Annotated in this window: 27 protein-coding genes; 9 read left to right on the plus strand and 18 right to left on the minus strand. The window is 66.2% G+C overall.

The window, feature by feature from the left end:
* Positions 1-47: 47 nt before the first annotated feature.
* Positions 48-1,520, plus strand: a complete 1,473-nt coding sequence (locus DC366_RS00345) for a leucyl aminopeptidase (RefSeq protein ID WP_108690214.1) — start codon at positions 48-50, stop codon at positions 1,518-1,520.
* Positions 1,520-1,996, plus strand: a complete 477-nt coding sequence (locus DC366_RS00350) for a DNA polymerase III subunit chi (RefSeq protein ID WP_108690215.1) — start codon at positions 1,520-1,522, stop codon at positions 1,994-1,996. Before DC366_RS00345 ends, DC366_RS00350 begins: the two co-directional genes overlap by 1 nt.
* A gap of 19 nt (positions 1,997-2,015) precedes the next feature.
* Here DC366_RS00350 and DC366_RS00355 read toward each other — a convergent pair whose 3' ends face one another.
* From DC366_RS00355 to DC366_RS00380, 6 genes are all read right to left on the minus strand, one after another.
* Positions 2,016-2,603, minus strand: coding sequence for a rhodanese-like domain-containing protein (locus DC366_RS00355; RefSeq protein ID WP_207768639.1), 588 nt, complete (start codon positions 2,601-2,603; stop codon positions 2,016-2,018).
* A 25-nt stretch (positions 2,604-2,628) separates the two neighbouring features.
* Positions 2,629-3,084: a DsrE family protein gene (locus DC366_RS00360; RefSeq protein WP_108690216.1), complete on the minus strand. Its 456-nt coding sequence runs from the start codon at positions 3,082-3,084 to the stop codon at positions 2,629-2,631.
* Between the two features lie 105 nt (positions 3,085-3,189).
* Positions 3,190-3,771 (minus strand): retropepsin-like aspartic protease family protein, encoded by a 582-nt coding sequence (locus DC366_RS00365; RefSeq protein WP_108690776.1) that lies wholly within the window; start codon positions 3,769-3,771, stop codon positions 3,190-3,192.
* Between the two features lie 64 nt (positions 3,772-3,835).
* Positions 3,836-4,456 carry a MarC family protein gene (locus DC366_RS00370; RefSeq protein WP_108690217.1) on the minus strand — a complete coding sequence of 207 codons (621 nt, stop codon included), beginning with the start codon at positions 4,454-4,456 and terminating at the stop codon, positions 3,836-3,838.
* 31 nt (positions 4,457-4,487) lie between these two features.
* Entirely contained in the window at positions 4,488-6,347 is a 1,860-nt protein-coding gene (locus DC366_RS00375; protein WP_108690218.1) for an ABC-F family ATP-binding cassette domain-containing protein, read from the minus strand.
* Between the two features lie 147 nt (positions 6,348-6,494).
* A complete protein-coding gene (locus DC366_RS00380; RefSeq protein ID WP_108690219.1) occupies positions 6,495-6,773 on the minus strand; it encodes a hypothetical protein in 279 nt (92 codons plus the stop codon).
* Between the two features lie 172 nt (positions 6,774-6,945).
* Between DC366_RS00380 and ndk the strand changes: the two genes are divergently transcribed.
* Positions 6,946-7,368, plus strand: a complete 423-nt coding sequence (ndk, locus tag DC366_RS00385) for a nucleoside-diphosphate kinase (RefSeq protein WP_108690220.1) — start codon at positions 6,946-6,948, stop codon at positions 7,366-7,368.
* 88 nt (positions 7,369-7,456) lie between these two features.
* Here ndk and DC366_RS19775 read toward each other — a convergent pair whose 3' ends face one another.
* From DC366_RS19775 to DC366_RS00410, 6 genes are all read right to left on the minus strand, one after another.
* Entirely contained in the window at positions 7,457-7,606 is a 150-nt protein-coding gene (locus tag DC366_RS19775) for a hypothetical protein (RefSeq protein ID WP_165802817.1), read from the minus strand.
* Between the two features lie 178 nt (positions 7,607-7,784).
* Positions 7,785-8,666, minus strand: a complete 882-nt coding sequence (gene sucD, locus DC366_RS00390; RefSeq protein ID WP_108690221.1) for a succinate--CoA ligase subunit alpha — start codon at positions 8,664-8,666, stop codon at positions 7,785-7,787.
* Positions 8,666-9,856 (minus strand): malate--CoA ligase subunit beta, encoded by a 1,191-nt coding sequence (locus DC366_RS00395; protein ID WP_108690222.1) that lies wholly within the window; start codon positions 9,854-9,856, stop codon positions 8,666-8,668. Before DC366_RS00395 ends, sucD begins: the two co-directional genes overlap by 1 nt.
* A 10-nt stretch (positions 9,857-9,866) precedes the next feature.
* Positions 9,867-10,802 (minus strand): HpcH/HpaI aldolase/citrate lyase family protein, encoded by a 936-nt coding sequence (locus DC366_RS00400; RefSeq protein WP_108690223.1) that lies wholly within the window; start codon positions 10,800-10,802, stop codon positions 9,867-9,869.
* Positions 10,803-11,042: 240 nt separating this feature from the next.
* Positions 11,043-12,014, minus strand: coding sequence for a 2-hydroxyacid dehydrogenase (locus DC366_RS00405; RefSeq protein ID WP_108690224.1), 972 nt, complete (start codon positions 12,012-12,014; stop codon positions 11,043-11,045).
* On the minus strand, positions 12,011-13,189 hold the full coding sequence (locus DC366_RS00410; protein ID WP_108690225.1) for a pyridoxal-phosphate-dependent aminotransferase family protein: 1,179 nt from the start codon (positions 13,187-13,189) through the stop codon (positions 12,011-12,013). Before DC366_RS00410 ends, DC366_RS00405 begins: the two co-directional genes overlap by 4 nt.
* A gap of 248 nt (positions 13,190-13,437) precedes the next feature.
* Here DC366_RS00410 and DC366_RS00415 point away from each other — a divergent pair, with 248 nt between their 5' ends.
* Entirely contained in the window at positions 13,438-14,064 is a 627-nt protein-coding gene (locus DC366_RS00415) for a response regulator transcription factor (protein WP_243404987.1), read from the plus strand.
* 30 nt (positions 14,065-14,094) lie between these two features.
* Here DC366_RS00415 and DC366_RS00420 read toward each other — a convergent pair whose 3' ends face one another.
* The 5 genes from DC366_RS00420 to DC366_RS00440 all read right to left on the minus strand — a co-directional run bounded on the left by DC366_RS00420 (position 14,095) and on the right by DC366_RS00440 (position 18,745).
* A complete protein-coding gene (locus DC366_RS00420; protein WP_243404988.1) occupies positions 14,095-14,505 on the minus strand; it encodes a hypothetical protein in 411 nt (136 codons plus the stop codon).
* A 95-nt stretch (positions 14,506-14,600) separates the two neighbouring features.
* Entirely contained in the window at positions 14,601-16,649 is a 2,049-nt protein-coding gene (locus DC366_RS00425; protein WP_108690227.1) for an ASKHA domain-containing protein, read from the minus strand.
* 133 nt (positions 16,650-16,782) lie between these two features.
* The gene (locus DC366_RS00430) at positions 16,783-17,613 is read right to left on the minus strand and encodes an arginyltransferase (protein WP_108690228.1); all 831 of its coding nucleotides are present in this window, start codon (positions 17,611-17,613) and stop codon (positions 16,783-16,785) included.
* 119 nt (positions 17,614-17,732) lie between these two features.
* The gene (locus tag DC366_RS00435; RefSeq protein ID WP_243404989.1) at positions 17,733-18,206 is read right to left on the minus strand and encodes an RDD family protein; all 474 of its coding nucleotides are present in this window, start codon (positions 18,204-18,206) and stop codon (positions 17,733-17,735) included.
* A gap of 92 nt (positions 18,207-18,298) precedes the next feature.
* Positions 18,299-18,745, minus strand: a complete 447-nt coding sequence (locus DC366_RS00440; protein ID WP_108690229.1) for a DUF2852 domain-containing protein — start codon at positions 18,743-18,745, stop codon at positions 18,299-18,301.
* Positions 18,746-18,922: 177 nt separating this feature from the next.
* On the opposite strand from DC366_RS00440, the gene DC366_RS00445 reads away from it, so the two are divergent.
* The 5 genes from DC366_RS00445 (at position 18,923) to DC366_RS00465 (ending at position 24,732) form a co-directional block, all read left to right on the plus strand.
* On the plus strand, positions 18,923-21,745 hold the full coding sequence (locus DC366_RS00445; RefSeq protein WP_108690230.1) for a [protein-PII] uridylyltransferase family protein: 2,823 nt from the start codon (positions 18,923-18,925) through the stop codon (positions 21,743-21,745).
* Entirely contained in the window at positions 21,742-22,017 is a 276-nt protein-coding gene (locus tag DC366_RS00450) for a hypothetical protein (protein WP_108690231.1), read from the plus strand. Before DC366_RS00445 ends, DC366_RS00450 begins: the two co-directional genes overlap by 4 nt.
* Before the next feature lie 222 nt (positions 22,018-22,239).
* Positions 22,240-22,887 carry a DUF6778 family protein gene (locus tag DC366_RS00455; RefSeq protein ID WP_243404990.1) on the plus strand — a complete coding sequence of 216 codons (648 nt, stop codon included), beginning with the start codon at positions 22,240-22,242 and terminating at the stop codon, positions 22,885-22,887.
* Between the two features lie 94 nt (positions 22,888-22,981).
* Complete coding sequence (locus DC366_RS00460) at positions 22,982-24,196, plus strand: RSP_2647 family RNA methyltransferase (RefSeq protein ID WP_108690232.1); 1,215 nt, start codon at positions 22,982-22,984, stop codon at positions 24,194-24,196.
* Positions 24,193-24,732 carry an RSP_2648 family PIN domain-containing protein gene (locus DC366_RS00465; protein WP_108690233.1) on the plus strand — a complete coding sequence of 180 codons (540 nt, stop codon included), beginning with the start codon at positions 24,193-24,195 and terminating at the stop codon, positions 24,730-24,732. The genes DC366_RS00460 and DC366_RS00465 overlap by 4 nt, the downstream gene beginning before the upstream one ends.
* Here the strand turns inward: DC366_RS00465 and DC366_RS00470 are convergent, their stop codons facing one another.
* Complete coding sequence (locus tag DC366_RS00470) at positions 24,733-25,419, minus strand: M48 family metallopeptidase (RefSeq protein ID WP_108690234.1); 687 nt, start codon at positions 25,417-25,419, stop codon at positions 24,733-24,735. It lies immediately after the preceding gene.
* Positions 25,420-25,543: the final 124 nt, after the last annotated feature.

Raw genomic sequence — 25,543 nt, forward strand, 5'->3', positions numbered from 1 at the left:
AGTCCGCGCCAGACAGGAATGCCCAGCCACCACAAAGGAGCCGCGCCATGACGACGCCCGCGAAAACCACCCTCATCGAAATAGATCTGGACGCCATCGCCGAGGCGGCGGGGCGCGTCGCGGTGCTGATCGGCAAGGACGGCAAGCTGGACGCGGGAGCGCGCCGCGTGAACAAGCTGACGCGCGGCGCGCTGGCACGCATGATCGAGGGCGGCGCGCTGGAGGACATGAAGCCGGGCGATGTGAAAATCCTGAACTGGCCCGCGGGCCTCAAGGCCGAGGCGCTGGACGTGCTCTGCGTCGAGCGCGGCGCCAAGCCCGTCGAGGCGCGCAAGGCCGGCGCGGCCTTAGGCAAGCTTCTGGGCGAAAAGGGCGCGCTTGTGCTGGCCGCGTCGCAGCGCCGGCCTGTGGACCTGCTGCAGGGGATCGTGCTGCGCGCCTACAGCTTCACCGCGCGCAAGACCGGCCCGCAGAAGGGCCCCGGCGAGGTGGTGATGATGGTTGCCAAACCCGATGAGCTGAAGGGGGAGGCGGATGCCGCGCGCGCGGTCGCGGAGGGCACCTTTTTCACCCGCGATCTGGTGAGCGAGCCGGCGAACCACCTGACCACCACGGAATTCGCCAAGCGGATCAAGGATATGGAAGGCCTTGGTCTGAAGGTCACGGTGCTGGAGGAGGACAAGCTGGAAGAGCTCGGCATGGGCTGCCTGCTGAGCGTCGGTCACGGCAGCGCCAGCCCCTCCAAGGTGGCGGTGATGGAATGGATGGGCGGCGCCAGGGGCGACGCGCCGCTGGCGCTGGTCGGCAAGGGCGTGGTGTTCGACACCGGCGGGATCAGCCTGAAGCCCGCGGCCGGGATGGAAGACATGACCATGGACATGGGCGGCGCGGGCGTTGTGGCGGGCGTCATGCGCGCGCTGGCGCTGCGCGAGGCCCGCGCCAACGTGGTCGGGCTGGTCGGGCTGGTCGAGAACATGCCGTCGGACCGCGCGACGCGCCCCGGCGACGTGGTGACATCCATGAAGGGCGACACTGTCGAGGTCATCAACACCGACGCCGAAGGCCGCCTCGTTCTGTCCGACGTGATGTGGTACGCGCAGGAAACCTACAAGCCGCGCGCGATGATCGATCTGGCCACGCTGACCGGCGCCATCATCGTCGGGCTGGGCCATGAGAATGCGGGCGTCTTCTCCAATGACGATGCGCTTTGCAACGCCTTTCTGAAGGCTGCCGAGGCCGTGGGCGAGGGCGCGTGGCGTCTGCCGATGGGGCAGGCCTATGACGACGAGCTGAAAAGCCAGATCGCGGACATGAAGAATGTCGGCGGCAAGGCGGCCGGCAGCATCACGGCGGCGCAGTTCCTGAAGCGCTTCGTGCAGGAGGGCACGCCGTGGATCCATCTTGATATCGCCGGGGTCGCCTCGGTCAAATCCGACACCGCCTATGCGCCCAAGGGCGCGACTGGCTGGGGCGTCATGGCGCTGAACCGGCTGGTTGCGGACATGATCGAGGAGGGCTGATGGGCGCCGCCTATTTCTATCACCTGACGCGCGCGCCGCTTGAGACGACGCTTGCGATGCTGCTGGAAAAGGCGCGCGGCGCGGGCTGGCGCGTGGCCGTGCGGGGCCGCGAGGCGCCGCATCTGGACCATCTGGACGAGGCGCTGTGGCTGGCGGGGGGCGAGGATGCGTTTCTGCCGCATGGCCGCGCGGGCCAGCCGCACGAGGCCGATCAGCCTGTGCTGCTGACCACGCTGGCGGACATGCCCAACGGCGCCAGTTGCCTGATGGCGGTGGATGGCGCCGATGTGGACCCGGCCGAGGTCAGGCGTCTCGACCGGGTCTGTGTGCTGTTCGACGGCAATGACGAGGCCGCGGTCGCGCATGCGCGCGTCCAGTGGAAGACGCTGACCGAGGCGGGCTGCGCCGCGCAATACTGGTCCGAGGCGTCCGGGCGCTGGGAGAAGAGGGCCGAGAAGGAAGCCACCTCTCCCTGATGCGGCGGCGCTTGGCGGATCAGTCGCGGCGCAGCGGGATCTTGTCCTTGTTCATCTTATAATCCCACGGAAGCCCGCTGTTCTTCCAGCCGTTCTTCAGCCTCCAGGGCCCCCGCGGATCGTCCTTGAGCGTGCTGCCCTCGAACCCGTCGACCACCACATAGACCTGGGTCAGCCCCAGCGGCGCCAGCGCCTTGGCCGAGGGCGCGCCGCGCTCTCCGCCCGAACGGCACATGACGATCACCGGCGTATCCTTGTCCATCCCGCGCGCCTCCATCGCGGCGGCGACACCGGCGGCGAAATCGGGGTTCTCGTTCATGGCCAGAACCGGCTTTTCCGGGTGCCAGGCGGCGGGATCGACCAGCATGTATGGCACGTTCACGTCGACCACATCGGTCGAGCCGGTGAACATGATCTCGACCGGCTCGCGCACATCGACGAAAAGCACCTTGTCGCCCTCGGCCTGCTTCATGTCAAAGGCTTCGCGCGCGGTCAGGTAGAGGCCCCATTCGGTCTGGTGCTCGGGGTTTTCGGGCGCATCGGCGGCGATGCCGGACCCGGTGAGGGCCGCCGCGACGATCGCGGCGGTGAATGTTCTGCGCATCATTGAATATCTCCTTGTCCGGCGCCGATCAGAACGACAGCACGCGCGTCATCGGGGCCATCAGGCGCGCGGCCATGGCATCGGGGGCGGCGGCGGTGATGCCGTCCAGCAGCACGCTGGCATCCGCGCCCTTGCCGGGCAGGTAGATTGCGCAGACCTCGACCGTGCCGCCCGCTTGCATGATCTGCTGCATGAGGCCCTGGGGGCTCATCCCCATCGGCGGCTGCGCGGCGGTTGCGGCCTCGGGCGCGTCCTTCAGCGCCAGATCGCCGCCGGGGCCGCAGAGCAGCATATGCGCGGACGCGCCGGCCTTGATGGACTGCATGGTCAGCACCATGCCCATCAGCTGGGACTGGGCATTTTCGCTGGTGATCACGGTAACCAGCTTGTCCGGTCCCTGCTGCATGTTGGCTTTTTGCTGGGCGGCGGCGGGCAGGGCGATTGCGGCAGCGGCACAGACGGCGAGGACGGGCAGAATACGCATGGGATAACTCCTTGATGGAACGTCGCCGCCATCTTGCGCCGGCACAGCGGCATCCGAAGGTGACTAAGTCACCATGCAGGCGCCTTTGCGACAGGATGCCGCGCGTCAGCGCTCCAGCACCAGCTTTCCATCCGCGATCTGCATGGTCGAGAAGCGCTGAAGATACCGCATGCCCAAAAGGGAATCGTCCAGCTCGCCCTCGTTCACGACGGCGCGCAGGCCGCTGTCGCGCAGCCCATCGACGTCGAAACTGTCCAGACGCACCGGCGCGGTGCGCACGACGCCATTGGCGGTGTTGGCAAAACCGGTGAAGTTCAGCCCGTCCGGGTGCAGACCGACGGCGATGGCGTCGGCGCGGCTGAGCACGATGTCGCTGGCGCCGGTATCGACGACAAAGCGCACGGGGGCGCCGTTGACGCTGGCCTGAAGGTAGTAATGGCCGTCTGCGGCGCGCGGCAGCTCGATCCGCCCGTCGCTGCTGCTGACCGATTGCATCGGCGCGACTGTGCGGCGGATGTCATCCCACAGGCCGACGGCGGCGATGACGCCGATGAATATCAGGCCCCAGACCGCCGCCTGTTGCAGCGTCCTGCCCATCGAATTGCGGTTGGCGGCGAAAAACCACATCATCACCGCGCAGCCCAGCACGACGAGATAGATCAGGTTCGCGGTATCGAAATCTGCCATCATCTGTTCCCTTCACCGCCGCATAGATAAGGGCGCGCAAGGCGCCGCGCCAGATGGGGCCGCGTTATGAGGCGGCCAGGCCAAAGCCACGCAAGCCGTCCAGCACGAACTGCACCGCAAGCGCGGCCAGCAGCATGCCCAGGACGCGCGTGACCACGCTGATCCCGGTCTTGCCAAGGGCGCGCTCCAGCGCGCCGGCGCTGAGGAAGGACACGAACACCAGGAGCATCACGAACAGCATCGTGCCCAGCACCCATACCAGCCCGATCAGCCCCTGATGCTCGCCCGTCAGAAGGATCACGGTCGCGATCGCGCCCGGCCCGGCGATCAGCGGGATGCCCAAGGGAAAGATCGACGGATCCTCGTGATCGTCATGCTCGACCTGATCCTCGCGCCGTTTGGTGCGCCGCTCGAAAAGCATGTCGAGCGCGGTGAGGAATAGCAATATCCCCCCGGCGATGCGGAATGCGGGCATGGAGATGCCGATAAATCCCAGCACGGCCTCGCCGAAAGCGCCGAACACGATCAGCAGCGCGGTGCCCATCAGGCAGGACCGGATCGCGACCGAGCGGCGCATCGCCGGGCTCATCCCGCGCGTCAGAGCCAGGAAAAGCGGCGCCAGCGCGAACGGGTCGAGCACGATGAAAAGCGTGACGAAGGTGGTGATGAGGGCGGCGCTGTCCATTCCTATCCTTGCCGCGCGGGCGCGGGCGCTGTCAACCGGCGTGCGCCGGATCCTCGGCGCGCTCCAGCTTTTCCAGCGCGCGCATCCACAGCGTTTCGGCGCGGGCCTGCGCGTCCATCACCTCGGAGTACTTCTTTTGCCAGACGGTCGCCTCGTCCTTCTTGTCCTCGTCATACATCTTGGGGTCGGCCAGTTTCCTGGCCAGCTTCTCCGCCATTTCGTTCAGCTTTTCAACGCGTTCCTCGCATTTCTTCACGTCCTGCCTGAGCGCGTTCATGGCATCGCGCGAGGGGCGCTTGACCTTTTGCTCCTTGATCTTCGGCGCTGGTTTGTCCCCGGCCAGCAGCATGGCGCGATAGCTTTCCAGATCGCCCTCATAGGGGGCCACCGCGCCATTCTTGACCAGCCACAACCGGTCCGCAACAAGGCTGAGCAGGTGCATGTCGTGGCTGACAAGGATCACGGCGCCGGTATAGGCGGTCAACGCCTCGACCAGCGCCTCGCGGGATTCGATGTCCAGATGGTTGGTCGGCTCGTCAAGGATCAGCAGATGGGGCGCGTCGATCGTGGCCAGCATGAGCGACAGCCGCGCCTTCTGCCCGCCCGAGAGCTTGCCCACCAACGTTTCGGCCTGCATGGCCCCGATGCCGAAACCGCCCAGACGCGCGCGCAGGCGCGACGGTGTCTCGCCGGGGCGCAGGCGGCGGATATGGTCGATGGGCGTCTCGTCGACATGCAACTCCTCCACCTGATGCTGCGCGAAAAACCCGACGCGCAGCTTGGACGAGGTCGTCATCTTGCCGCCCATCAGATCAAGTTTTCCTGCCAAGAGCTTGGAAAGGGTCGATTTTCCCTCGCCGTTCTTGCCCAGAAGCGCGATGCGGTCATCCTGATCGATCCGCAGGTTCAGCCGCTGCAGAACCGCCTTGCCATCGTAGCCGACCGAGCCGCCCTCGATATTGATGATGGGGGGAGACAATTCCTCGGGCGAGGGAAAGGTGAAGCGCTTGAGCGCGGCCTCCTGCGGGGTCGTGATCGGCTTCATCTTGGCGATCATTTTCAGCCGCGATTGCGCCTGCACGGCCTTGGATGCCTTGGCGCGGAAGCGGTCGACGAAGCTTTGCAGATGGGCGCGGCGGGCGTCCTGTTTCTTCGCTTCGCTCTCCAGCGCCGCCAGCCGCGCGGCGCGGGTTTCGGCGAAGGTGTCGTAGGCGCCATTATAAAGCGTCAGTTTCTTGTCTTCCAGATGCAGGATCGATCCGACGGCGCGGTTCAGCAGCCCGCGATCATGGCTGACGATCAGCACGGTGTGCGGGTAGCGGGCCAGATAGGTCTCCAGCCAGAGCGCGCCTTCAAGGTCCAGATAGTTGGTCGGCTCGTCCAGCAGCAGCAAATCGGGCTGCGCGAACAGCACAGCCGCCAGCGCCACGCGCATCCGCCAGCCGCCGGAGAAGGCCGAGCAGGGCTGGCGCTGCGCGTCGTCGTCGAATCCCAGCCCCTTGAGGATCGAGGCCGCGCGCGCCTCGGCGCCCCAGGCATCAATATCGCTCAGCCGCGTCTGCACCTCGGCGATGCGCGCAGGCTCGGTCGCCGTCTCGGCCTCGGCCAGAAGGTCGGCGCGCTCGGTATCGGCGGCCAGCACCGTGTCGATCAGCGACACCTCGTTGCCGGGTACCTCCTGGGACACGCCGCCGATGCGGGCGCGCTGGGGCAGGGTGATGCTGCCGCCCTCCAGCGCCAGCTCGCCCCGGATCAGGCGGAAGAGCGTGGTCTTGCCCGTGCCGTTGCGGCCCACGATGCCCACCTTGTGCCCGTCAGGGATGGAGGCCGAAGCGTTTTCGATCAGCGGGCGGCCCGCGACGGAATAGGATATGTCATCAATGCGCAGCATGGCGGAGCGATGCCCCGGCGCTCCGCGCTTGTCAACGTCCTAAAGCGTTTCGTCTTTGGGCCCCAGCCATCAGCGAGAGCCGAAACGCGCGCCACGCTTACATGTCGCGGGCGTTTTGTGACAATCCATGGTTTTTCGCGAAACGCCTTAGTCAAGCAGCGCGTGCAGTCCGTCGGCGGGAAAGGACTGGAACCCCGTCATCGGCTGATCGCCATCCTCGCGGAAGGAAAAGACGTGGATTTCGTCGTGCCTGAGGGTCGCGCGGCAGAAGGTGCCATCCTCGGCCATCGAGGCCGGGCAGGCCTCCAGATCCAGATGCGGAACGGCGAGCTCGAACTGCGCATAGGTCAGCTGCGCCGTCCCGGCGGCAAAGAGCGGCGCGGCGCAGAGCGCGAGGGCGGCGGCGAGGGCGGGCTTGAAGATCATGGCATGGTCCTTGGGGTGAGTGGCAGGGTTGCACCGCTAATCTGACAAAAATCATCGGGAATGGAAGCGGGCAAATCACGCCATGATGTCGCACCCCGAATTGCCCTTTATCCCTGAGGCTCTGCGTGATACCGCAGCCGCCATATCAACATTCACTTACCAAGAGGCTGACATGGCAACCGAACGCACCCTGAGCATCATCAAACCCGACGCGACCAAGCGTAACCTGACCGGCAAGATCAACGCCAAGTTCGAGGATGCGGGCCTGCGCATCGTCGCGCAAAAGCGCATCCACCTGACACCTGCCCAGGCGGGCGAGTTCTACAAGGTCCACGCCGAGCGTCCGTTCTATGGCGAATTGTGCGACTTCATGGCGTCCGGCCCGGTCGTCGTGCAGGTGCTGGAAGGTGAGGGCGCGATCGCCAAGAACCGCGAAGTGATGGGCGCGACCAACCCCGCAGACGCGGCCCCCGGCACCGTCCGCGCGGAATTCGCCGAGAGCGTCGGCGAAAACTCGGTCCACGGCTCGGACGCACCGGAAACGGCGAAAGAGGAAATCGCCTATTTCTTCGCCGGTCTGGAACTGGTCGGCTGAAACGCGGCGCGCGGCCTGTCGGGCCGCGCCATGCACTCTATACGGCGAGGGCCGCGTCCGGTTGGATGCGGCCCTTTTTCTTGCGGCGTCAGATGCTGGCGAAATCCGTGAAGATCTGGCGCGGGATCGGCTGCGGCTTGGCCTTTGGCTTGCGCGGCAGGACGCGTTTGATCTGCGTCTGGAGGATTTGTGTGGGTTTGGCTAGTGGCGCCTTGGGCGCCGAAGTCGTCGTACGCATCGGTGTGCTCCTTCAAAGGGATCACGCGCCGGTCAATTGTCCAGCTGGCAGCCGGTGATCCCTGAGCCTTGCAGGGAACCGGGGCGTGAATAAGGTGCAATTGCGACATATTCAGGGCAAAGGCAAGGGACCTTTGGCCGCAGGGGCAAGGCAGGGCCGAAGCCCTGCCAAGCATTTGTCAGGCCAGCATTTTTTCCACCGTCTCGCCAAAGGCCGAGGGCGTGGGGACAATGGTGACGCCGGCCTCTGACAGGATCTCGACCTTTTCCTGGGCGGACTCGCCGAAGGCCGACACGATGGCGCCCGCATGGCCCATGCGCCGCCCCTTGGGCGCCGACAGGCCCGCGACATAGGCCGCGACCGGTTTGCTCATGTGATCGCGGATGTATTCCGCGGCCTCCGCCTCCTGCGGGCCGCCGATTTCGCCGACCATGACGACCGCATCGGTGTCCGGGTCATTCTCGAACAGCTCCAGGATATCGCGGAAGCTCGATCCGTTGATGGGATCGCCCCCGATCCCGATCGAGCTGCTGACCCCGATGCCGAGCGTCTTCATCTGGCTGGCCGCCTCATAGCCCAGCGTGCCTGAGCGGCCGACGATGCCGACACGGCCCGGCAGGTAGATCGCCGGTGGCATCAGCCCGGCAAAGGCCTGACCGGGCGTGATGATCCCGGCGCAGTTCGGCCCGATCAGACGCATGCGCTTTTCTTCCTTGTAGCGGCGCATGTAGCGTTTGACGCGGATCATGTCCTGCGTGGGGATGCCGTCGGCGATGCAGACGCAGGTCTTGATGCCCGCATCGGCCGCTTCCATGATACTGTCGGCGGCAAAGGGCGGCGGCACGAAGGCGATGACCAGATCGGCGCCGGTTTCGGCCACGGCGCCCTTGACGGTGTTGAACACTGGCAGGCCGTTATGGGTGGTGCCGCCCTTGCCGGGCGTCACGCCGCCGACGACGTTTGTGCCGTAATCGCGCATCTCCTGCGCATGAAAGCTGCCGATGCGCCCCGTAAGGCCGGTGACCAGCACCTTGGAGGTCTTGTCGATCAGGATGGCCATCAGATTGCCTCCGCATTCTTGGTTGATGCTTTCTTCCAGGCGGCGACGACCTTGTCGGCCGCCTCTGCCAATGTCTCGGCTGTGGTGATGTTCAGCCCGCTTTCATTCAGCAGCTTGCGGCCCTCTTCGACATTTGTGCCCGACAGGCGGACGACCAGGGGCATGGTCAGCTTCAGCTCCTGCACCGCGCGCACCACGCCTTCGGCGATCCAGTCGCAGCGGTTGATCCCGGCAAAGATGTTGACCAGAATCGCCTCGACATTGGGATCGTTGAGGACCGCCTTGAAGGACATCAGCACGCGCTCGGGGCTGGCCCCGCCGCCGACGTCGAGAAAGTTCGCCGGCTCGCCGCCCGACATCTTGATCATGTCCAGCGTCGCCATGGCGAGGCCCGCACCGTTGACGATGCAGCCGATCTCGCCCTCCAGCCCGATATAGCTGAGGCCGCGATCCTCGGCATAGGTTTCGCGCGAGTCCTCTTGGCTCTTGTCGCGCAGCTCCGAGATGTCGGGATGCCGGAACAGCGCGTTGTCGTCGAAGCTGAGCTTGGCGTCCAGCGCCACGATCTCGCCCGCGCCGGTGACGACCAGCGGGTTGATCTCCAGCATGGCCGCGTCCAGCTCGTCCATCGCCTTGTAGCAGCCGGTGATCTGCTTGACCGCCTGCGGGATCAGCGCGGCATCAAGGCCCAGCTGAAACGCGATTTCGCGCGCCTGGAACGCCTGCATGCCGACGGCGGGATCCACGACCGAGCGGATGATGCTGTCGGGCTCGTCGGCGGAAATATCCTCGATCTCCATCCCGCCCTGGGCGGAGGCGACGACGACGACGCGCTCCTCCTTGCGGTCCATGACGAAGCCCAGATAGATTTCCTGCGCGATGTCTGTGGCTTCCTCGATGTAAAGGCGCCCGACCAGCTTGCCCTGCGGGCCGGTCTGGTGCGTGACCAGCTTGCGGCCCAGCATCCAGGCGGCGGCGTCCGCGATTTCGTCGTCGGTCGAGCAGATCCGCACGCCGCCGGCCTTGCCGCGGGCGCCGGAATGGATCTGCGCCTTGACGACGCATTTTTCGCCGGAGAGTTCCTGCGCGCGATAAACGGCCTGTTCGGGGCTGTAGGCGATGCCGCCGCGCGGCACGTTGACGCCGAATTTCTTCAGCAGTTCCTTGGCCTGATACTCATGGATATCCATCGGGTTTCCTTCAGCCTTTGGCTGCGATGGCATCGGCCACCGCCAGCACGTTCTGCGCCATCCGCTCGGAAGCCGCGTCGATCAGGCGGCCATCGAGGTTCGCGGCGCCCTTGCCCTGCTTTTCCGCCTCGCGCAGCGCTTCGATGATGCGGCGCGCGCGGGTGACTTCCTCCTCGGGAGGCGAGAACATATCGTTCGCCAGCTTGATCTGGCTGGGGTGGATCGCCCATTTGCCCTCGATCCCCAGCGCCGCGGCGCGTTTTGCCGATGCGACATAGGCGTCCGGATCGCTGAAATCGCCGAACGGGCCGTCGATGGCGCGCAGGCCATAGGCACGGCAGGCGCCGTTCATGCGCGAGATGGCGTAATGCCACTGATCGCCCGGATAATCGGGGTTCAGGCCGCCGATGACGACGGTGCGCGCGCGGGTGAAGGCGGCGTAGTCGCCGACGCCGAAATGCATCGCCTCAAGGCGGCCGGGGGCGGCGGCGATCGCCTCGACATTTGCCATTCCGAGAGCGGTTTCGATCAGGGCCTCAAGGCCGATCTGATGCTTGAAACCCTTGGCGACCTCGATCTGGCTGAGCATCGTCTCGACGCAGTACAGATCGCCCGGAACGCCGACCTTGGGCACCAGGATGGTGTGCAGGTGCTGGCCGGCCTGCTCGACCACGTCGACCACGTCGCGATACATGTAATGCGTGTCCAGCCCGTTGATCCGGACCGACATCGTCTTGCCCTTCCAGTCGATATCGTTCAGCGCCTGGATGATGTTCTTGCGCGCCTGCTCCTTGTCGGAGGGCGATACGGCGTCTTCCAGATCGAGAAAGATGTAATCGACATCGCTGTTGGCAGCCTTCTCGAACATCTCGGTGTTCGAGCCGGGCACGGCCAGTTCGGACCGCTGAAGACGCTGCTTTTTCAGCGGGTGAAGTGTATAGCTCATGTCGATTTCCTCCCTTGGAATAAAGTGTTGCCCTGAAGGTGCGGCATTGACCGCCGCCGCAACACTTTCGCATGGGTAGCAAAGGCGGATCAGGGTTGGGGTGGGGCCGCGAACGGGTAGGCGGGGCTACCCGCTGCCCGCGTGATGGTATGCGGCGGGGTGCGCAATGGCCGCAGCGGGGCGCGACGCAAAATGCCCCGGCGTTGACCGGGGCATTCGTGGACGGCGGCTCGCTGGCTGTCAGACGATTCGATCGGGCGGTGTCTCGCCGCGCAGAAATGCCTCCAGATTGTCGAGCGCACGGTGGCCCATCGCCGCACGGGTGGCGCCGGTGGCGCTGCCAAGGTGGGGAGCAAGAACAAGATTGCCGTATTTCAAAAAGCGCGGATCCAGCTTTGGCTCGCCCTGATAGACGTCCAGACCTGCGCCGCCCAAGGGCCCGCTGTCCAGCGCCTGGAAAAGCGCATCTTCGTCCACCACATCGCCGCGGGCGGTGTTGATCAGGATCGCACCGGGCTTCATCGCGGCCAGTATGTCGGTGTCGATCAGATGGCGGGTGCCTTCGCCGCCCGGACAGTGAAGCGACAGAAAGTCCGACACTTCAGCTACTTCCGAGACGTTTTTCAACTGAACCGCGCCATAGCGGGCGGCGATGTCCGGGTCCACGCGGCTGCGGTTCTGGAACACGATCTTCATGCCAAAGCCGTGATGCGCGCGCTGCGCCATGGCCTGTCCGATGCGGCCAAATCCGATGATGCCCAGCGTCGCGCCGGCCACCTTCTTGCCGATCAGGTGGGTCGGGCGCCAGCCGTCCCAGCGCCCCGCGCGCAGCTCGCGCTCGCCCTCGCCAAGGCGGCGCGCGGCGGCCAGCAGCAGGCCCATCGCCAGATCGGCGGTGCAATCGGTCAGAACGCCGGGCGTGTTGGTGACGGTGATGCCCGCTGCCTGCGCGGCGTCCGTGTCGATATGGTTGTAGCCGACGCCGTAATTGGCCAGCAGCCGCACCTTGCCCTTGGCCGCGTCATAGAAATCCGCGGGGATCGCATCCGACACGGTTGGCAGGATGATGTCATATTGCGCCGCGGCGTCCATCCATTCGTCCGCGCTCATCGCGGTGTCGGGATCGCGCAGGGTCGCCTTGCACAGATGTGCAAGGCGCTCTTCGGTTTCGCGCGGCCATGCGCGGGTGACGAGGGCGCGCAACGTGCTCATCCTTCCGCCGTGCGGTAATGATCCTGCGCCGCGGCCACGCCCGAGCCAAGCTGGATCTTCGCGCCCGCATCCACCAGCGCCATTTCGGCCGCCGAAATCGCGCCGAGCAGCATCACCGGGTTGAGCGAGCCCAGATGCCCGATGCGGAACGCCTTGCCCGCCAGCTTGTTCAGGCCGGTGCCCAGCGAGGTCTGATACTTGGAATACGCATGCGCGATCACGTCGCGCGCGTCGACCCCCTCGGGCGTGTAGATCGCCGAGACGGTATCTGATTCCCATTCCGGCCCGCGCGCGACCAGCTCGCAACCGTCCCAGGCCGCGACGGCGCGGCGCACGCCCTCGGCGTGGAAATGATGGCGCTTCCAGATCGTCTCCAGCCCCGCGTCCAGCATCATGTCCAGCGATGTGCGCAGCCCGCGCAAAAGCTGCGTTGCGGGGGTGTAGGGGAAATATCCTGTGTCGTTCAGCTTGATCATGTCCTCCCAGCTGAAATAGCAGCGGCTCATCTTGTCGCGGTTCGACGCGTTGGCGGCCAGCGCCTTGTCCGAGACGGCGAGAAATCCAAGACCCGCGGGCAGCATGAAGCCCTTTTGCGAGCCGGAGACGGCCAGATCGACGCCCCATTTTTCCATCTCGAACTCGATGGAGCCGATCGAGCTGACCCCGTCGACGAAGAGCAGCGCGGGATGGTTCGCGTCGTCCAGCGCGCGGCGCACGGCGGCGATATCGGACGACACGCCTGTCGCGGTCTCATTGTGGGTGGCGAAAACGGCCTTGATCTTGTGATCGGTGTCGGCCTTGAGCCGCTTGGCGTATTCGTCCGCCGGCACGCCCTTGCCCCACTCGACCTCGCACAGATCGACTTCGAGGCCCAGCCGCTCGGCCATGTCGACCCAGAGCAGCGAGAACTGGCCAAAGCGCGACATCAGCACCGTGTCGCCCTCGCTCAGCGTGTTGGTGATGGCCGATTCCCAGGCGCCGGTGCCGGAGGACGGGAAGATGAAGACGCGGCCATTTTCGAGGCGGAACGCCTTTTTCAGATCGGCCATGAGGCCAAAGGTCAGATCAGCAAAATCGGGCGCGCGCATGTCCTCCATCGGGATGTTCATGGCGCGGCGCACCTCTTCGGGAACGTTGGTCGGGCCGGGGATGAATAGATGGGATGTGCCGCGCATGATGTCTCTCCTGATGGGTTTCACCTTGTATGGAAGCGGCGGCACCGGGGCGGAACGCCCGTGCGTATGGCCTTGGCCGACGGCTGGCGGGCCTTGGCGCCGAACGGGTAGGGCGGCGCTACCCGGTGGGGTGACGATCGGCGCTGCATACGATTGCACACCAAAAAAGCCATGAAAATCAGATGGTTCCTGCGAAAAATCCGACAATATGTCGTGACATGTCGCGCGCTATGTGCAGCAATCACCTGATGAACACGCCGGACCCGATCATATCAAACGTCATCGTGGCTGACCGCCAGCTGATTGTCTGCCAGGGCATCGGATCGCTGGTGGGCCAGATCCCCGATACGTGCCTGGGCCAGTTCGCGACCGATCTGGAGGGGTTGCGACGGCTTTTGACGGCGCAGGAGGGGCGCGTCATCGTGATACTGGGCGTGCGCCTGTCCGACTGCGATCTGGCGACGGCGCTTGAGATGCTGCGCCGCGAGTTTCCGGCGGCCCTCGTGGTGGTCGTGGCCGATGATACCGAATTTGCGTTCATCCGCGCCGCCATCAAGGCGGGTGCGAATTCGGTCTGCATGATGGGTCAGATCCTGATCAGCCTGCCCAAGATACTGGGCAAGCTGGTGGAGGGTCACACCATCGTTCCGACCGAGATCATGCGCCGCCTGACGACCGAGACGAACGACGCGTTGTCGCGGCGCGAGCATGAAATTCTGGGCCTGCTGGTGAACGGGCTGACGAATTTCCAGATCTCGGCGCGGCTCGGCCTGTCGGAGAACACGGTGAAATATTACCTCAAGGCAATTTACCAGAAGCTCGACGTGAATTCGCGTGGGGGCGCCATCGCGAAATACGTTGCGGGCAACTACTGACGCAGTGACCGGGCTTTGCTCCGCTCCGCTTCAGGGCGCTGCGGCGCCCTTGGCCGTCGCGGCTTGCGGCGGTTTTTCATTTTCGATGCGGATCTGGGGGCGGCAGCCCCTTGCGTTATAGCGGTTGAGCAGGCCCTGATTGCGCCGCTGATACGCGCGCGCCTCTTCGGCCGATGCGCCCTTGAGATCCATGAAGAAGAGCGCCGGCGCGAACAGGATCGCCCCCGCGGCCCCGGCGACGATATTCTGGGTCTGCTTGCTTTGCTTTTCGTCGATCAGGCCGCGCACGGCCGCGGAATTCACGTCGATTTCGCGGCGAAGCTCGGCGCAGCCGAGGCGCGCGTCGCCGTCCTGGATTTCCTTGATCGGGTTCGGGTCGCGGCCGGCGCAGGCGGTCAGGAACAAAACTGCGGCGAGGCCGAGGGGCAGGCGAGATGTCATGGTGTCATATCCTTTGGGTCAGAACCCGATGAATAGACGCATGAGCGTTTCGATTTCCCTAAGATGTTCGCACTTTGTGCCTTTTGCAGACCGGCTCAGCCCCGGCGCCTGCGTCGTCGGCCGCCATCCTCGCCGCCGCCGCCCGAGCCGGTATTGAAGTTCGGGCTGGGCAGGGACGTGATCTTGGCCAGTTCGGGAAACGGCGCGGTCTTGTGCGGGATCGCGTTGGCGGCGACGAAATGTTCTTGGAATTTTGGCTCGATCGCGGTCTCGACCTTGTTGATCTGGCGCACCATGCGCTCGATTTCCGCGCGCGCGCCAATGTTGCACAGGGCAATCCGCGCGCCGGTGCCTGCCGCGTTGCCCGCCGATGTCACCTTGTCCAGCGGCGCGTCCGGGATCATGCCCAGCACCATCGCGTGCAGGTTCGAGATATGCGCGCCGAACGCCCCGGCCAGAACCACGCGGTCCACCTTGTCCACGCCGCGCGCGTCCATCAGAAGCTGCGCGCCGGCATAAAGCGCCGATTTGGCCAGCTGGATCGCGCGAATGTCGCCTTGGGTGACGGTGATGCGCGGGCCGCCCTCATCGGTCGAATCGTGGATCAGGTAGCTGTGCGTGCGCCCCTCGGCTACCATGCGCGGCGTGCCCGTCGCCTCGGCCGAGCCCATCAGGCCGTTTTCATCCAGCAGCCCGGCCATGCGCAATTCGGCGACCGCCTCGATGATGCCGGACCCGCAGATGCCGGTGATGCCGGATGCGCCGACCGCCTCGGCAAAGGCGGGATCGTCCGACCAAAGATCGCTGCCGATGACGCGGAAGCGCGGCTCCTTCGTGACCGGATCGATGCGGATCGCCTCGATCGCGCCGGGCGCGGCGCGCTGGCCCGAGGAGATCTGCGCGCCCTCGAAGGCGGGGCCGGTTGGGGACGAGCAGGCCAGCACGCCCTGCTTGTCGCCGAGCAGGATCTCGGCATTGGTGCCGACGTCGATGATCAGCACCAGATCGTCCGACTTGCCCGGCTGCTCGGACAGCGCGACGGCGGCGGAATCCGCGCCGACATGGCCCGCGATGCAGGGCAGGATGTAGATGCGGGCGCGGGTGTTGATCGCGGTGATGTCCATTTCCGCTGCGTCGATGGAGATGCTGTCCGAGGTGGCCAGCGCAAAGGGCGCCTGGCCCAGCTCGACCGGATCGATGCCCAGCAGAAGATGGTGCATCACCGGGTTGCAGACAATCACCGTCTCGACGATCAACTCGGGCGCGATGCCCGCATCCTTGGCGATCTCTTCGGCCAGCGTATTGATCGCCTCGCGCACGGCGCGGGTCATTTCCTTGTCGCCGCCGGGGTTCATCATGGAATAGCTGACGCGGCTCATCAGATCCTCGCCAAAGCGGATCTGCGGGTTCATGATGCCCGAGGACGCAATGACCTCGCCATTGTGCAGATCGGTCAGATGGGCGGCGATGGTGGTGGAGCCAAGGTCGATGGCAAGCCCGTAAAGCCCGGCCTCGTGCAGGCCCGGCCAGATCTCCAGCACGCGGGGCACGTCATCGTCATGCGCCTTGTTAAGCGCGACGGTGACCTGCCATTTGCCCTTGCGCAGCACCGGTTGCAGCTTGGACAGAAGCGACAGATCGGCGCGGATGCCGGGGATCTCCCACTGCTCGCGCAGGGCGCGTTCCAGACGCTCGAAATCGCCGGTGGGGATGTGCATGTCCGGCTCGTCCACCTGCACCATGTAAAGGCGCGTGGCCGGGTCCATCTCGATCGCGCGGACGGCGGCGGCCTTGCGCACGACCTGGCGGTGAACCTGGGATTCGGGCGGCACGTCGATCACCACATCGCGCTGCACGGTGGCCTGACAGCCAAGGCGGCGGCCCTCTTTCAGACCGCGCTTGTCGTCATAGCGCTGCTCGACCGCGTTCCATTCCGACAGGGCATCGGGCGCCACGGTCACGCCGTGCTTGGAGAATTCGCCATAGCTGGGCGTGATCTGGCATTTCGAGCAGATGCCGCGCCCGCCACAGACCGAATCCAGATCGACGCCCAGCTGCCGCGCCGCGGTCAGGACGGGCGTTCCGACGGGGAACCGGCCACGTTTGCCGGACGGGGTGAAGACGACGAGGGGATCGGTGGTCATGAGGCTGGTCCAACTTTTGAGGCGAAGGGCGTTCGGCCGGACATTAGGGGTTTCCGCGCAAAGGGAAAGCCCATGAACGCCGCAAACTTGCCCATGCGCGGCATGCGGCGCCGCGCGGCGCCGTTTCGCGGCGTTATTTGCGCCCGGCGCGCAGCGGCTCGCCATCGGGCAGGGTGATGCCGGCCACCTGGTCGGAAATCGACTCGTTGTTCAGGGGATGCGCCTGCGCCGCATAATCGGCCGGATCGCGCATCCGCTCCCAGCGGCTGCCGACATGCAACTGAAGCCCCGAGAACTTGGCCTTGTAGCTCATCTTGGCGCTGCCGGGCACCCAATAGCCAAGGTAGACATGCGGCAGATCCGTCTCGCGCGCGATCTGGATGTGATCGAGGATGATATAGGTGCCCAGCGACGCGCGCTCGCGGTCGGGATCGAAAAAGGAATAGACCATGCTGACCCCGTCATCCAGAACGTCCGTCAGGCAGACCGCAACCAGCGCGCCGGTTTCGCCATCCACATATTCCACGACACGCGTCCGGATCGGCGTCTCTTCGACCATCGAGGCAAACTCGAACGCGTCCATGTCCGCCATCCCGCCCGAGGCATGGCGGCTTTCCAGATAGCGGCGGAAGAGCGCGTATTGATCCTCGGTCGCCCAAGGCGATGTTGCGCGCCGCTCCAGCCCGGCATTGCGGCGCAGGGTGCGCTTCTGGCTTTTGGACGGGGTGAAGGCGGCCACGTCGATCCGCGCCGACAGGCACGCGGCGCAATCGGCGCAGGACGGGCGATACAGCACGTTCTGCGAGCGGCGAAAGCCCTGCTTGGACAGCCCGTCATTGAGCCGCTGCGCGCCTTCGCCCTGCAGGGCCGTGAACAGCTTGCGCTCCATCCGGCCTGCCAGATAGGGGCATGGCTGTGGCGCGGTCACGTAGAACTGCGGTGCTATGGTGCTTGTATGTCGCATCAAGGGCCGTCATCTGGTCACTGTTTCCCCGAACCTAAAGCGTTTCGAGTTTGACATGCAACATAGGTTCGGAATGGCGGCCAATCCAGTCGCGCGGGGCGCGGACCCGCCTCGGCCGGTCAGGCGCGCCGGTTGATGACGGCGGTGCCCAGCACGAAATCGGTCAAGCCTTGCGCGCGCCCGCTGAGCAGCATCAGCAGCACCGACACGACTTGCGGCAACACGAACGCCATCGAGACCGAATATCCCAGCGTGTGCAGGAGTGCCGTCAGCGGATCCAGCCGCTCGCCGTCATGGCGCCGGACCTCGACCGCCATCAGCGCCATCCCCCACGTCGCCGAGCCGCGCGCCAGCGTGGCCGCGCGATAGCAAAATCCGACCGTCAGCATCAGCAGCGGCAGGAAAAAGAACCCGATGCCCAGCGTCAGGATCAGCGCGATCACGCAGAACACCCCGATCAGGACCGAATCGACGATCCAGGCCAGCAACCTCTTGGTCGGGATGGAATCGTAGAATTCAGGCTGGGCGTCCGGGTCGGGCAGGGCGCTGAGGGGCGGCGTCTGCATGCGTGGGTTGGTGTCGGTGTAGCTCATCAAAGGGATCTTTCAAACTGCGCCAGTCAGGCAAGGCCGCACCCTTTAAGAAAGGACGCGGCCGTGTCATGTCAACCGCCGGGGGCGGTGTTTCAGGCGTTCTGCCCTTCTGCGTTGTCATTCGCGGGGCCTGCGCTGTCCTTCGCGGCCTTGGCGCGATCTTCCATGAACTGGTCGAACTCGGCCTTGTCCTTGGCTTGGCGCAGACGCTCAAGGAAACTCTCGAAGCTGGCCTGCTCGTCCTGCAGGCGGCGCAGTGTCTCGTCGCGGTAGGCGTCAAAGGCGCTGTTGCCGCTGCTGCGGGTCATCGAAGGGGCGCGGTGGCCGCGGGTGCGGCGGCTGTTGCAAGGTCCGAACATGCGTTTACTCCAGATCATGTAGGCAAGGATGGCAAGGCCGACAGGCCAGACGAAGACAAAGCCGATCACCATGAGGGCGATCCAGGCGAATTTGCCGCGCTGGTCCAGCCAGTCCGCGGCGCGTGCCAGCCAGCGCAGCGGTCCGCCGGAGGCTATTGGGGTTTGTGCATAAGTGCTCATGTGGGATCCTCTGCATCCAGGGTGTATGTGAATTGGCTTCACATGGAATAGATTGGAACGCGAAAGGCGCGGTGCAAGAGGGTATGTAAAAGAAATTAACATACGCCGCGAAACATTCGCCCCGCCCGCGAAGACTGCGCCATTGACGCAGGCAGGCCCCTAGGTATGACTGGAGCCATGGATTTCGCCAGCCGTATCACGCGCCTGCCACGCCCTTACCAGCCCGATCACGCTGAAGAGGCGCGGGCGCGCTTTGGGGATCTTGTCGGCGCGCTGGAGGATCTGATCGGTGGCGCTGCCGGGTGCAGCCCTTATCTGCGCCATCTCATGCAGGCCGAGGCCGAGTGGCTGCCCGCGGCGCTGGACGCCCCCGAAAAGGCGCTGGAGGCGCTGATGGCGGATCTGCGCGCGGTGGATGGCGATCCGGCGGTTGCGCTTCGGCAGGCCAAGCGGCGCGCGGCGCTGCTGATCGGGCTGGCCGATCTGGCGGGCGTCTGGCCGCTGGAGACGGTGACGCAGGCGCTGACCGATCTGGCCGATCTGGCCTGCGGGCTCGCGCTGCGCGACGCGCTTGGCCATGAGCTGCGCCGGGGCAAGCTGCCCGGCATGGGCGAGGAGGATCTGCCGGACGCCTGCGGCATGAGCGTGCTGGCCATGGGCAAGATGGGCGCGGGCGAGCTGAACTACAGCTCGGACATCGACCTGATCTGCCTTTATGACGAGACGCGGTTCGACCGCGAGGCAAACCACGAGGCGCGCGCCGCTTTCGTGCGCGCGACGCGCAGGATGGCGGCGATCCTGTCGGAGAATACTGCCGAGGGCTATGTCTTTCGCACCGATCTGCGGCTGCGTCCCGATCCGGGTGTCACGCCGGTCTGCATGTCCATGGCCGCCGCCGAAAGCTATTACGAAAGTCTGGGCCGCACATGGGAGCGGGCGGCCTATATCAAGGCGCGCCCGGCGGCGGGCGATCTGGCGGCCGGGCAGCGGTTTCTGGACGCGCTGTCGCCTTTCGTCTGGCGCCGTCATCTGGATTTCGCGGCGATCGAGGACGCGCATAACATGCGCCTGCGCATCCGCGCGCACAAGGGTCTGGGCGCCGATCTGGGCGGCCCGCTGGACCTGATGGGGCACAACATGAAGCTGGGGCGCGGCGGCATCCGCGAGATCGAGTTCTTCACCCAGACCCGCCAGCTGATCGCGGGCGGGCGCGATGCATCGCTGCGCATGCGCGGCACGCTGGACGGGCTGCGGGGGCTGGCCGCCAAGGACTGGATCCCCAAGGATGTGGCCAGCGATCTGGCCGCGCATTACCGGTTCCACCGCGAGGTCGAGCACCGCTTGCAGATGCTACGCGATCAGCAGACCCATGATCTGCCAGAGACGGAGGCAGGCATGGACCGTCTGGCCGCCTTCATGGGCCGCGAGACGCATGATCTGAAGGACGAGCTTCTGTCGCGCCTGATGGCGGTGGACCGCGTGATAGAGCGGTTCTTCAAGCCCGAGGATACGCCGGAGGCGGCTGACGAGCAGGGCGCGTGGCTCGATGCCAAGGTGATCGCGCGCTGGCCCACCTATCCGGCCCTGCGCTCGGACCGGGCCGGGCAGATCTTCCGGCGCCTGCGCCCGGATATCCTGCGGCGCCTGTCGCGCACGTCGCATCCCGAAGAGGCGCTGCTCGCCTTCGACGGGTTTCTGGCCGGGCTGCCCGCCGGCGTGCAGGTCTTCTCGCTCTTCGAGGCCAATCCTCAGCTGGTGGAGCTGCTGGTCGATATCGTCGGCACCGCGCCCGAGCTGGCGCGCTATCTGTCGCGCAATGCCGCTGTGCTCGACGCGGTCATCGCGGGCGATTTCTTTGCGCCCTGGTCGGGGCTGGCGGCGCTGCGCGCGGATCTGGCCGCGCGGCTGGCGCAGGAGGCCGATTATGAGGCGCGCCTGGTCGCCGCGCGCCACTGGCGGCGCGAATGGCATTTCCGGATCGGCGTGCATCACCTGCGCGGGCTGGTCGATGCGGCCACTTCCGCGCGCCACTATGCGGACCTTGCCGAGGCGGTGCTGGCCGAGCTCTGGCCCGAGGTCGTGCGCGAATTCTCGGTCAAGCACGGCGCGCCGCCGGGGCGCGGCGCCTGCGTGCTGGCGATGGGATCGCTGGGCGTGCGCGCGCTCAATGCCACCTCGGATCTGGACCTGATCGTGATCTATGACGCGGCCGGGGCCGAAGGCTCGGACGGGCCGCGCCCGCTTGCGCCCGGCGCCTATTACGCGCGGCTGACCAAGGCGATGATCTCGGCCTTGACGGCGCAGATGGCGGGCGGGCGGCTTTACGAAGTGGACATGCGCCTGCGTCCCTCGGGCAATCAGGGGCCCGTCGCCACCTCGCTTGCCGCATTCGAGGATTATCAGCAATCGCGCGCCTGGGGGTGGGAGCATCTGGCGCTGACCCGCGCGCGCAGCATCGCCGGCGCGTCGGAGCTGGGCGCCGACATCGAGGCGTTCCGCACGCGCCTGATTGCCGATCTGGGCGCGCGCGAGGGCGCGGCGCATCGCATGGCCGAGGCGGTCAGCGAGATGCGCGCGCGCATCCGCGCCGCCAAGGCGCCCGAAGGACCGCTGGATGCCAAGCTGGGGCCGGGGCGCCTGCAGGATGTGCAGCTGATCGCGCAGGCCGCAACGCTGGTGGCGGGCCGCGCGCGGCAGGGCACGGCCGCCGGGCTGAGCGCCGGCACCGCCTTGGGATGGTGGAGCGAGGATGAGGCGCGCACCTTGTCGCGCACGGCGTCGCTGTGCCGGGACGTGCGGATGGCGGCGCGGCTTTTGGGCACCGAGGCGCTGGATGCGGAGGCGCTTGGCGCCGGTGCGCGCGCCTTCGTCTTGCGGGAAAGCGGCTGCGCGGATATTCCTTCGCTGATCGATGCGCTGGCCACCGCCTCGGAGGCGGCGGCGGCGATCATCGACAGCGCATTGGGCCGCGCGGGCGCGCCACAGGAGGGCAGGGCATGAAGCGATACGACGATCCGCTGGATCGCAAGGCGCTGATCTTCGAGGCCTACCGCATCGACGGGATCAAGGCCGATGAATGCCGCTCGATCTTTCTCGATTGGGCGATGTCCCTGCCGGACGGGCAGGATACGCAAGCGGCAATCACGCATTATCTTGAGCGGTATGGCGCGGACTTTCCCGACCACCCCATGACGCAGGTGCTGCAACAGGGCCAGGAGGCCGCCATGCAGCCGCGCAGGCGCGGCGGCTGGAAATCGCGGCCGCGTGATTGACCGGGGGCTGCGTGCGGCGCGTGCAATATGGGCCGGAGACGCGCGTGCGCCCCGGTATTGCCGCACAAGGACCATGCGAACGTGTCCGCGGCGCCGCGATGCCGCCCCGATTGAATGTAATCTGAGGCCTTCCAACAAAGAGGCCTGTCGCGGCAGCGAGCCACCAACCACGAGAAGCAGCGCGCCCAGCACAGATCCGGCCGATGCCAAAGGAGAACAGACATGACCGCGCAGCGCATATCCTTTCGCATGCTGGCCGCAATGGCCGTATCCTTGGGCCTTTCTGCCTGTGCCGGTGTCTCGGGCGATACCGCCCCGCGCGGCGCCGCGGATGGCGTGCCTCAGGCGGCATGGCCCGCATCGCTGAACATTACCGCGATCAACGTGAATGTGCCGCGCACGCTGCAAGTGTCGGAGGCCAACCGCTATTATCCCGGCGGCGACATCGTCTGGCGCGGAGATCCCATCGGAGACCGCCATGCCCAGGTCGAGGCGATCTTTCGCGAGGGGGCCAGCCGCGGCACCAAGGGCATGACCAGTGGCGCGCCGGTGATCCTGGATATCGAGGTCACGCGCTTCCACGCCCTGACCGAAAAGGCACGCTATTCCACCGGCGGCGTGCACGACATCAACTTTTCCGTCTCGCTGCGCGACGCGGCAACGGGGCAGGCGCTGAGCCCGCCGCGCCAGCTTCAGGCGGACATGAAGGCATTCGGCGGTCAGGCGGCGATTGCCGCCGATCAGCGCGGCGAGACGCAAAAGGTGCGCATCACGGCCCATCTGGCCGAGGTCATCCGCGCCGATCTGACCCGGCCCGGCAGCTATCAGGCCGAGAACCTGGGGCTGATGAGCGTGTTCGACAGGTATTGAGCTTTTCGCGCCTTGGCAAAGCCGCCGGTGCTGCCATGCGCATCGCGCAAGGCCGCACTTCAGTTTTCGTGTGAAACGCACTACAGGGGACGGCATGACACAGCCCTCGTATCCCGTGATCCGCCTGAAACCCAAAACCTCGCCGCAGGCGGTGCGCCGCGGCGCGCCTTGGGTCTATGACAACGAGCTGGTCACGGACCGGCGCACAAAGGCCATCGCGCCGGGTGCCATCGCGCTGCTCCAGGATGCCGAGCGCGCGTCTCTGGCGCTGGTCGCGGTCAACCCTGCCTCGCGCATAGCGCGCGTGCTGGACCTGGACACATCGCAAACGATCAACCGCGCGTGGCTGGCGGCGCGTCTGCGCCACGCGCTCGGCCTGCGCGAGCGGCTGTTCGACGCGCCCTTCTACCGGTTGATCCATGCCGAGGCGGACGGGCTGCCCGGCGTGGTGATCGACCGCTTCGGTGATACCTGCGTGATCCAGCCCAACGCCGCTTGGGCCGATGCGATGCTGGAGGATCTGGCCGCCGCCCTGACCGAGGTGACGGGCGCATCCTGCATCCTCAAGAACGCAGGCGGACGGGCGCGCGCGCTGGAAGGGCTGGATGATGTCGGCGCCGTGCTGAGCGGCGCCGCGCCGGACGGGCCGGTTCATGTGCCGATGAACGGCGCGATCTATCTGGCCGACCTGATGCAGGGACAAAAGACGGGGCTGTTTTTCGATCAGCGTCCCAATCACGCCTTCGCCGCGCGCCTGAGCAAGGGCGCAAGCGTGCTGGATGTCTTCAGCCATGTCGGCGGCTTTTCGCTGGCCGCGTTGGCGCAGGGCGCCGCATCGGCGCTGGCGGTCGATGGCTCGGAGCCCGCGCTCGCGCTTGCCCGCGGCGGCGCGGATGCCATGGGCGTGGCCGAACGGCTCCAGACCCGCAAGGGCGACGCGTTCGACGTGCTGACGCAGCTGGGCGCCGAGGGCGCGCGCTTTGACGTGGTGATCTGCGATCCGCCCGCCTTCGCGCCGTCGAAAAAAGCGCTTGAGGCCGGCCTGCGCGCGTATGAGCGCACCGCGCGGCTGGCGGCGCCCTTGGTGGCCGAGGGCGGATACCTCGCGCTTTGCTCGTGCAGCCATGCGGCCGATATGGACGCCTTCCGCCGCGCCAGCCTGCGCGGCATCGGCCGGGGCCTGCATGAGACGGGCGCGCCGGGGCGCCGCGCGCAATTGATCCATACGGGCGGGGCGGGGCCGGATCATCCGATGCATCCGCAACTGGCCGAATCGGGCTATCTCAAGGCGCTGTTCTTTCGGCTGTGAAGGTGCTTCTGGACACTTGCGTGATCTATCCGACGGTCATGCGCCAAATGCTGCTGGGCGCAACGCGGGGCGGCGCCTACACGCCGCTTTGGTCCGCGCGCATCATCGGCGAATGGCAGCGCGCCGCGGCCCGGCTGGGGCCGGACGGCATCGCGCAGGCCGGGGCGGAGGCGGCGCTGATGGGCGCCGCGTGGCCGGAGGCCGAGGTGACCTGGCCGCCATCGCTGGAGGCGCGGCTATGGCTGCCCGATCCTGCGGATGTCCATGTGCTGGCGGCCGCCATCGCCGGATCCGCCGACATGATCGTCACCCTCAACGCCAAGGATTTCCCCCGCCAGATCCTGGCCGAAGAGGGGCTGTCGCGCAGCGATCCCGACGCGCTGCTGCACGGCATCTGGCAGGCCCAGCCGGAGATGATGGCGCAGCTCGGCGCCGATGTTCTGGCCGAGGCACGCCGTCTCAGCGCGGATGACTGGACATTGCGCGCGCTGCTGAAAAAAGCGCGCCTGCCGCGCCTTGCCAAGGCGCTGGGATAATCAGCCGCCGCTCCATCGGGCCTCGTTCTTTTCGATCGCGGCGATCCGCTCGGCCGTCTTGGGGTGGCTCATCAGCCAGGCGGGCGCGGCGCCTGAATTGGATTGCGTCAGACGCTCCAGCTTCTCGAACAGCGATTTCTGCGGGCCCGTGCCGATCCCGGCCTTGACCAGCAGCGCCGAGGCATATTCATCCGCCTCATACTCGTCCCGCCGCGACAGGCCCGCCGACAAAAGCGAGGTCAGCGCGCCCGCGATCATCACGCCGATCCCCGGCAGGAATCGTGACAGCACCATCGCCAGCGCGGTGCGCAGCGCGTTCTGGCCGGAAAAGTCGATCATCCGCCGCCGCGAATGGCCCAGCGCGACATGCCCCAGCTCATGGGCGATGACCGAGGCCATCTCCTCGCCGGTCACTTCGCCGGACTGGAATTTCGCGTAGAAACCGCGCGTGATGAAGATCCGCCCGTCAGGTGCAGCCAGCCCGTTCACGGGCGCGATCTCGTAGATGTTGACGCGGATGCGTGCCAGATCCAGCGCCTCTGCCAGACGGTCCGTCAAAACCTTCAACCGCGGATCGACAAGCTCGGTCGAGCGCTCGCTCAGGTCGCGCGTGGTGCGCCAGACCGAAAAGCGGAACATGACATAGCCATAGATGATCGCCAGAAGGATCGGGGTGAACTTGAGCATGGGTATAATATGGAACCGCCGCGCCCCCGCTGCAAGCTGCGGTGATGCCGCAGACGCACCATCAAGACGCCGGGCGCGCACCGCTGGTTCTTCTTGCCGCAAATATCCCGGGGTGCGGGGCAGA

It is taken from the genome of Pelagivirga sediminicola, from assembly GCF_003072125.1.
Taxonomy (GTDB): domain Bacteria; phylum Pseudomonadota; class Alphaproteobacteria; order Rhodobacterales; family Rhodobacteraceae; genus Roseovarius; species Roseovarius sediminicola.

Bases quoted from the DNA above. Each gene is read 5' to 3' on its own strand.
- DC366_RS00395 (WP_108690222.1), bottom strand. From the start codon at position 9,856: ATGGATATCCATGAGTATCAGGCCAAGGAACTGCTGAAGAAATTCGGC.
- DC366_RS00435 (WP_243404989.1), bottom strand. From the start codon at position 18,206: ATGAGCTACACCGACACCAACCCACGCATGCAGACGCCGCCCCTCAGC.
- DC366_RS00470 (WP_108690234.1), bottom strand. From the start codon at position 25,419: ATGCTCAAGTTCACCCCGATCCTTCTGGCGATCATCTATGGCTATGTC.
- DC366_RS00355 (WP_207768639.1), bottom strand. From the start codon at position 2,603: ATGATGCGCAGAACATTCACCGCCGCGATCGTCGCGGCGGCCCTCACC.
- DC366_RS00440 (WP_108690229.1), bottom strand. From the start codon at position 18,745: ATGAGCACTTATGCACAAACCCCAATAGCCTCCGGCGGACCGCTGCGC.
- DC366_RS00410 (WP_108690225.1), bottom strand. From the start codon at position 13,189: ATGCGCGGCACATCCCATCTATTCATCCCCGGCCCGACCAACGTTCCC.
- DC366_RS00415 (WP_243404987.1), top strand. From the start codon at position 13,438: ATGAACACGCCGGACCCGATCATATCAAACGTCATCGTGGCTGACCGC.
- DC366_RS00375 (WP_108690218.1), bottom strand. From the start codon at position 6,347: ATGCTGCGCATTGATGACATATCCTATTCCGTCGCGGGCCGCCCGCTG.
- DC366_RS00370 (WP_108690217.1), bottom strand. From the start codon at position 4,456: ATGGACAGCGCCGCCCTCATCACCACCTTCGTCACGCTTTTCATCGTG.
- DC366_RS00460 (WP_108690232.1), top strand. From the start codon at position 22,982: ATGACACAGCCCTCGTATCCCGTGATCCGCCTGAAACCCAAAACCTCG.
- DC366_RS00405 (WP_108690224.1), bottom strand. From the start codon at position 12,014: ATGAGCACGTTGCGCGCCCTCGTCACCCGCGCATGGCCGCGCGAAACC.
- DC366_RS00420 (WP_243404988.1), bottom strand. From the start codon at position 14,505: ATGACATCTCGCCTGCCCCTCGGCCTCGCCGCAGTTTTGTTCCTGACC.
- DC366_RS00425 (WP_108690227.1), bottom strand. From the start codon at position 16,649: ATGACCACCGATCCCCTCGTCGTCTTCACCCCGTCCGGCAAACGTGGC.
- sucD (WP_108690221.1), bottom strand. From the start codon at position 8,666: ATGGCCATCCTGATCGACAAGACCTCCAAGGTGCTGGTCACCGGCCTT.
- DC366_RS00450 (WP_108690231.1), top strand. From the start codon at position 21,742: ATGAAGCGATACGACGATCCGCTGGATCGCAAGGCGCTGATCTTCGAG.
- DC366_RS00380 (WP_108690219.1), bottom strand. From the start codon at position 6,773: ATGATCTTCAAGCCCGCCCTCGCCGCCGCCCTCGCGCTCTGCGCCGCG.
- DC366_RS00430 (WP_108690228.1), bottom strand. From the start codon at position 17,613: ATGCGACATACAAGCACCATAGCACCGCAGTTCTACGTGACCGCGCCA.
- DC366_RS00350 (WP_108690215.1), top strand. From the start codon at position 1,520: ATGGGCGCCGCCTATTTCTATCACCTGACGCGCGCGCCGCTTGAGACG.
- DC366_RS00365 (WP_108690776.1), bottom strand. From the start codon at position 3,771: ATGGCAGATTTCGATACCGCGAACCTGATCTATCTCGTCGTGCTGGGC.
- DC366_RS00400 (WP_108690223.1), bottom strand. From the start codon at position 10,802: ATGAGCTATACACTTCACCCGCTGAAAAAGCAGCGTCTTCAGCGGTCC.
- DC366_RS19775 (WP_165802817.1), bottom strand. From the start codon at position 7,606: ATGCGTACGACGACTTCGGCGCCCAAGGCGCCACTAGCCAAACCCACA.
- DC366_RS00360 (WP_108690216.1), bottom strand. From the start codon at position 3,084: ATGCGTATTCTGCCCGTCCTCGCCGTCTGTGCCGCTGCCGCAATCGCC.
- DC366_RS00445 (WP_108690230.1), top strand. From the start codon at position 18,923: ATGGATTTCGCCAGCCGTATCACGCGCCTGCCACGCCCTTACCAGCCC.
- ndk (WP_108690220.1), top strand. From the start codon at position 6,946: ATGGCAACCGAACGCACCCTGAGCATCATCAAACCCGACGCGACCAAG.
- DC366_RS00345 (WP_108690214.1), top strand. From the start codon at position 48: ATGACGACGCCCGCGAAAACCACCCTCATCGAAATAGATCTGGACGCC.
- DC366_RS00455 (WP_243404990.1), top strand. From the start codon at position 22,240: ATGACCGCGCAGCGCATATCCTTTCGCATGCTGGCCGCAATGGCCGTA.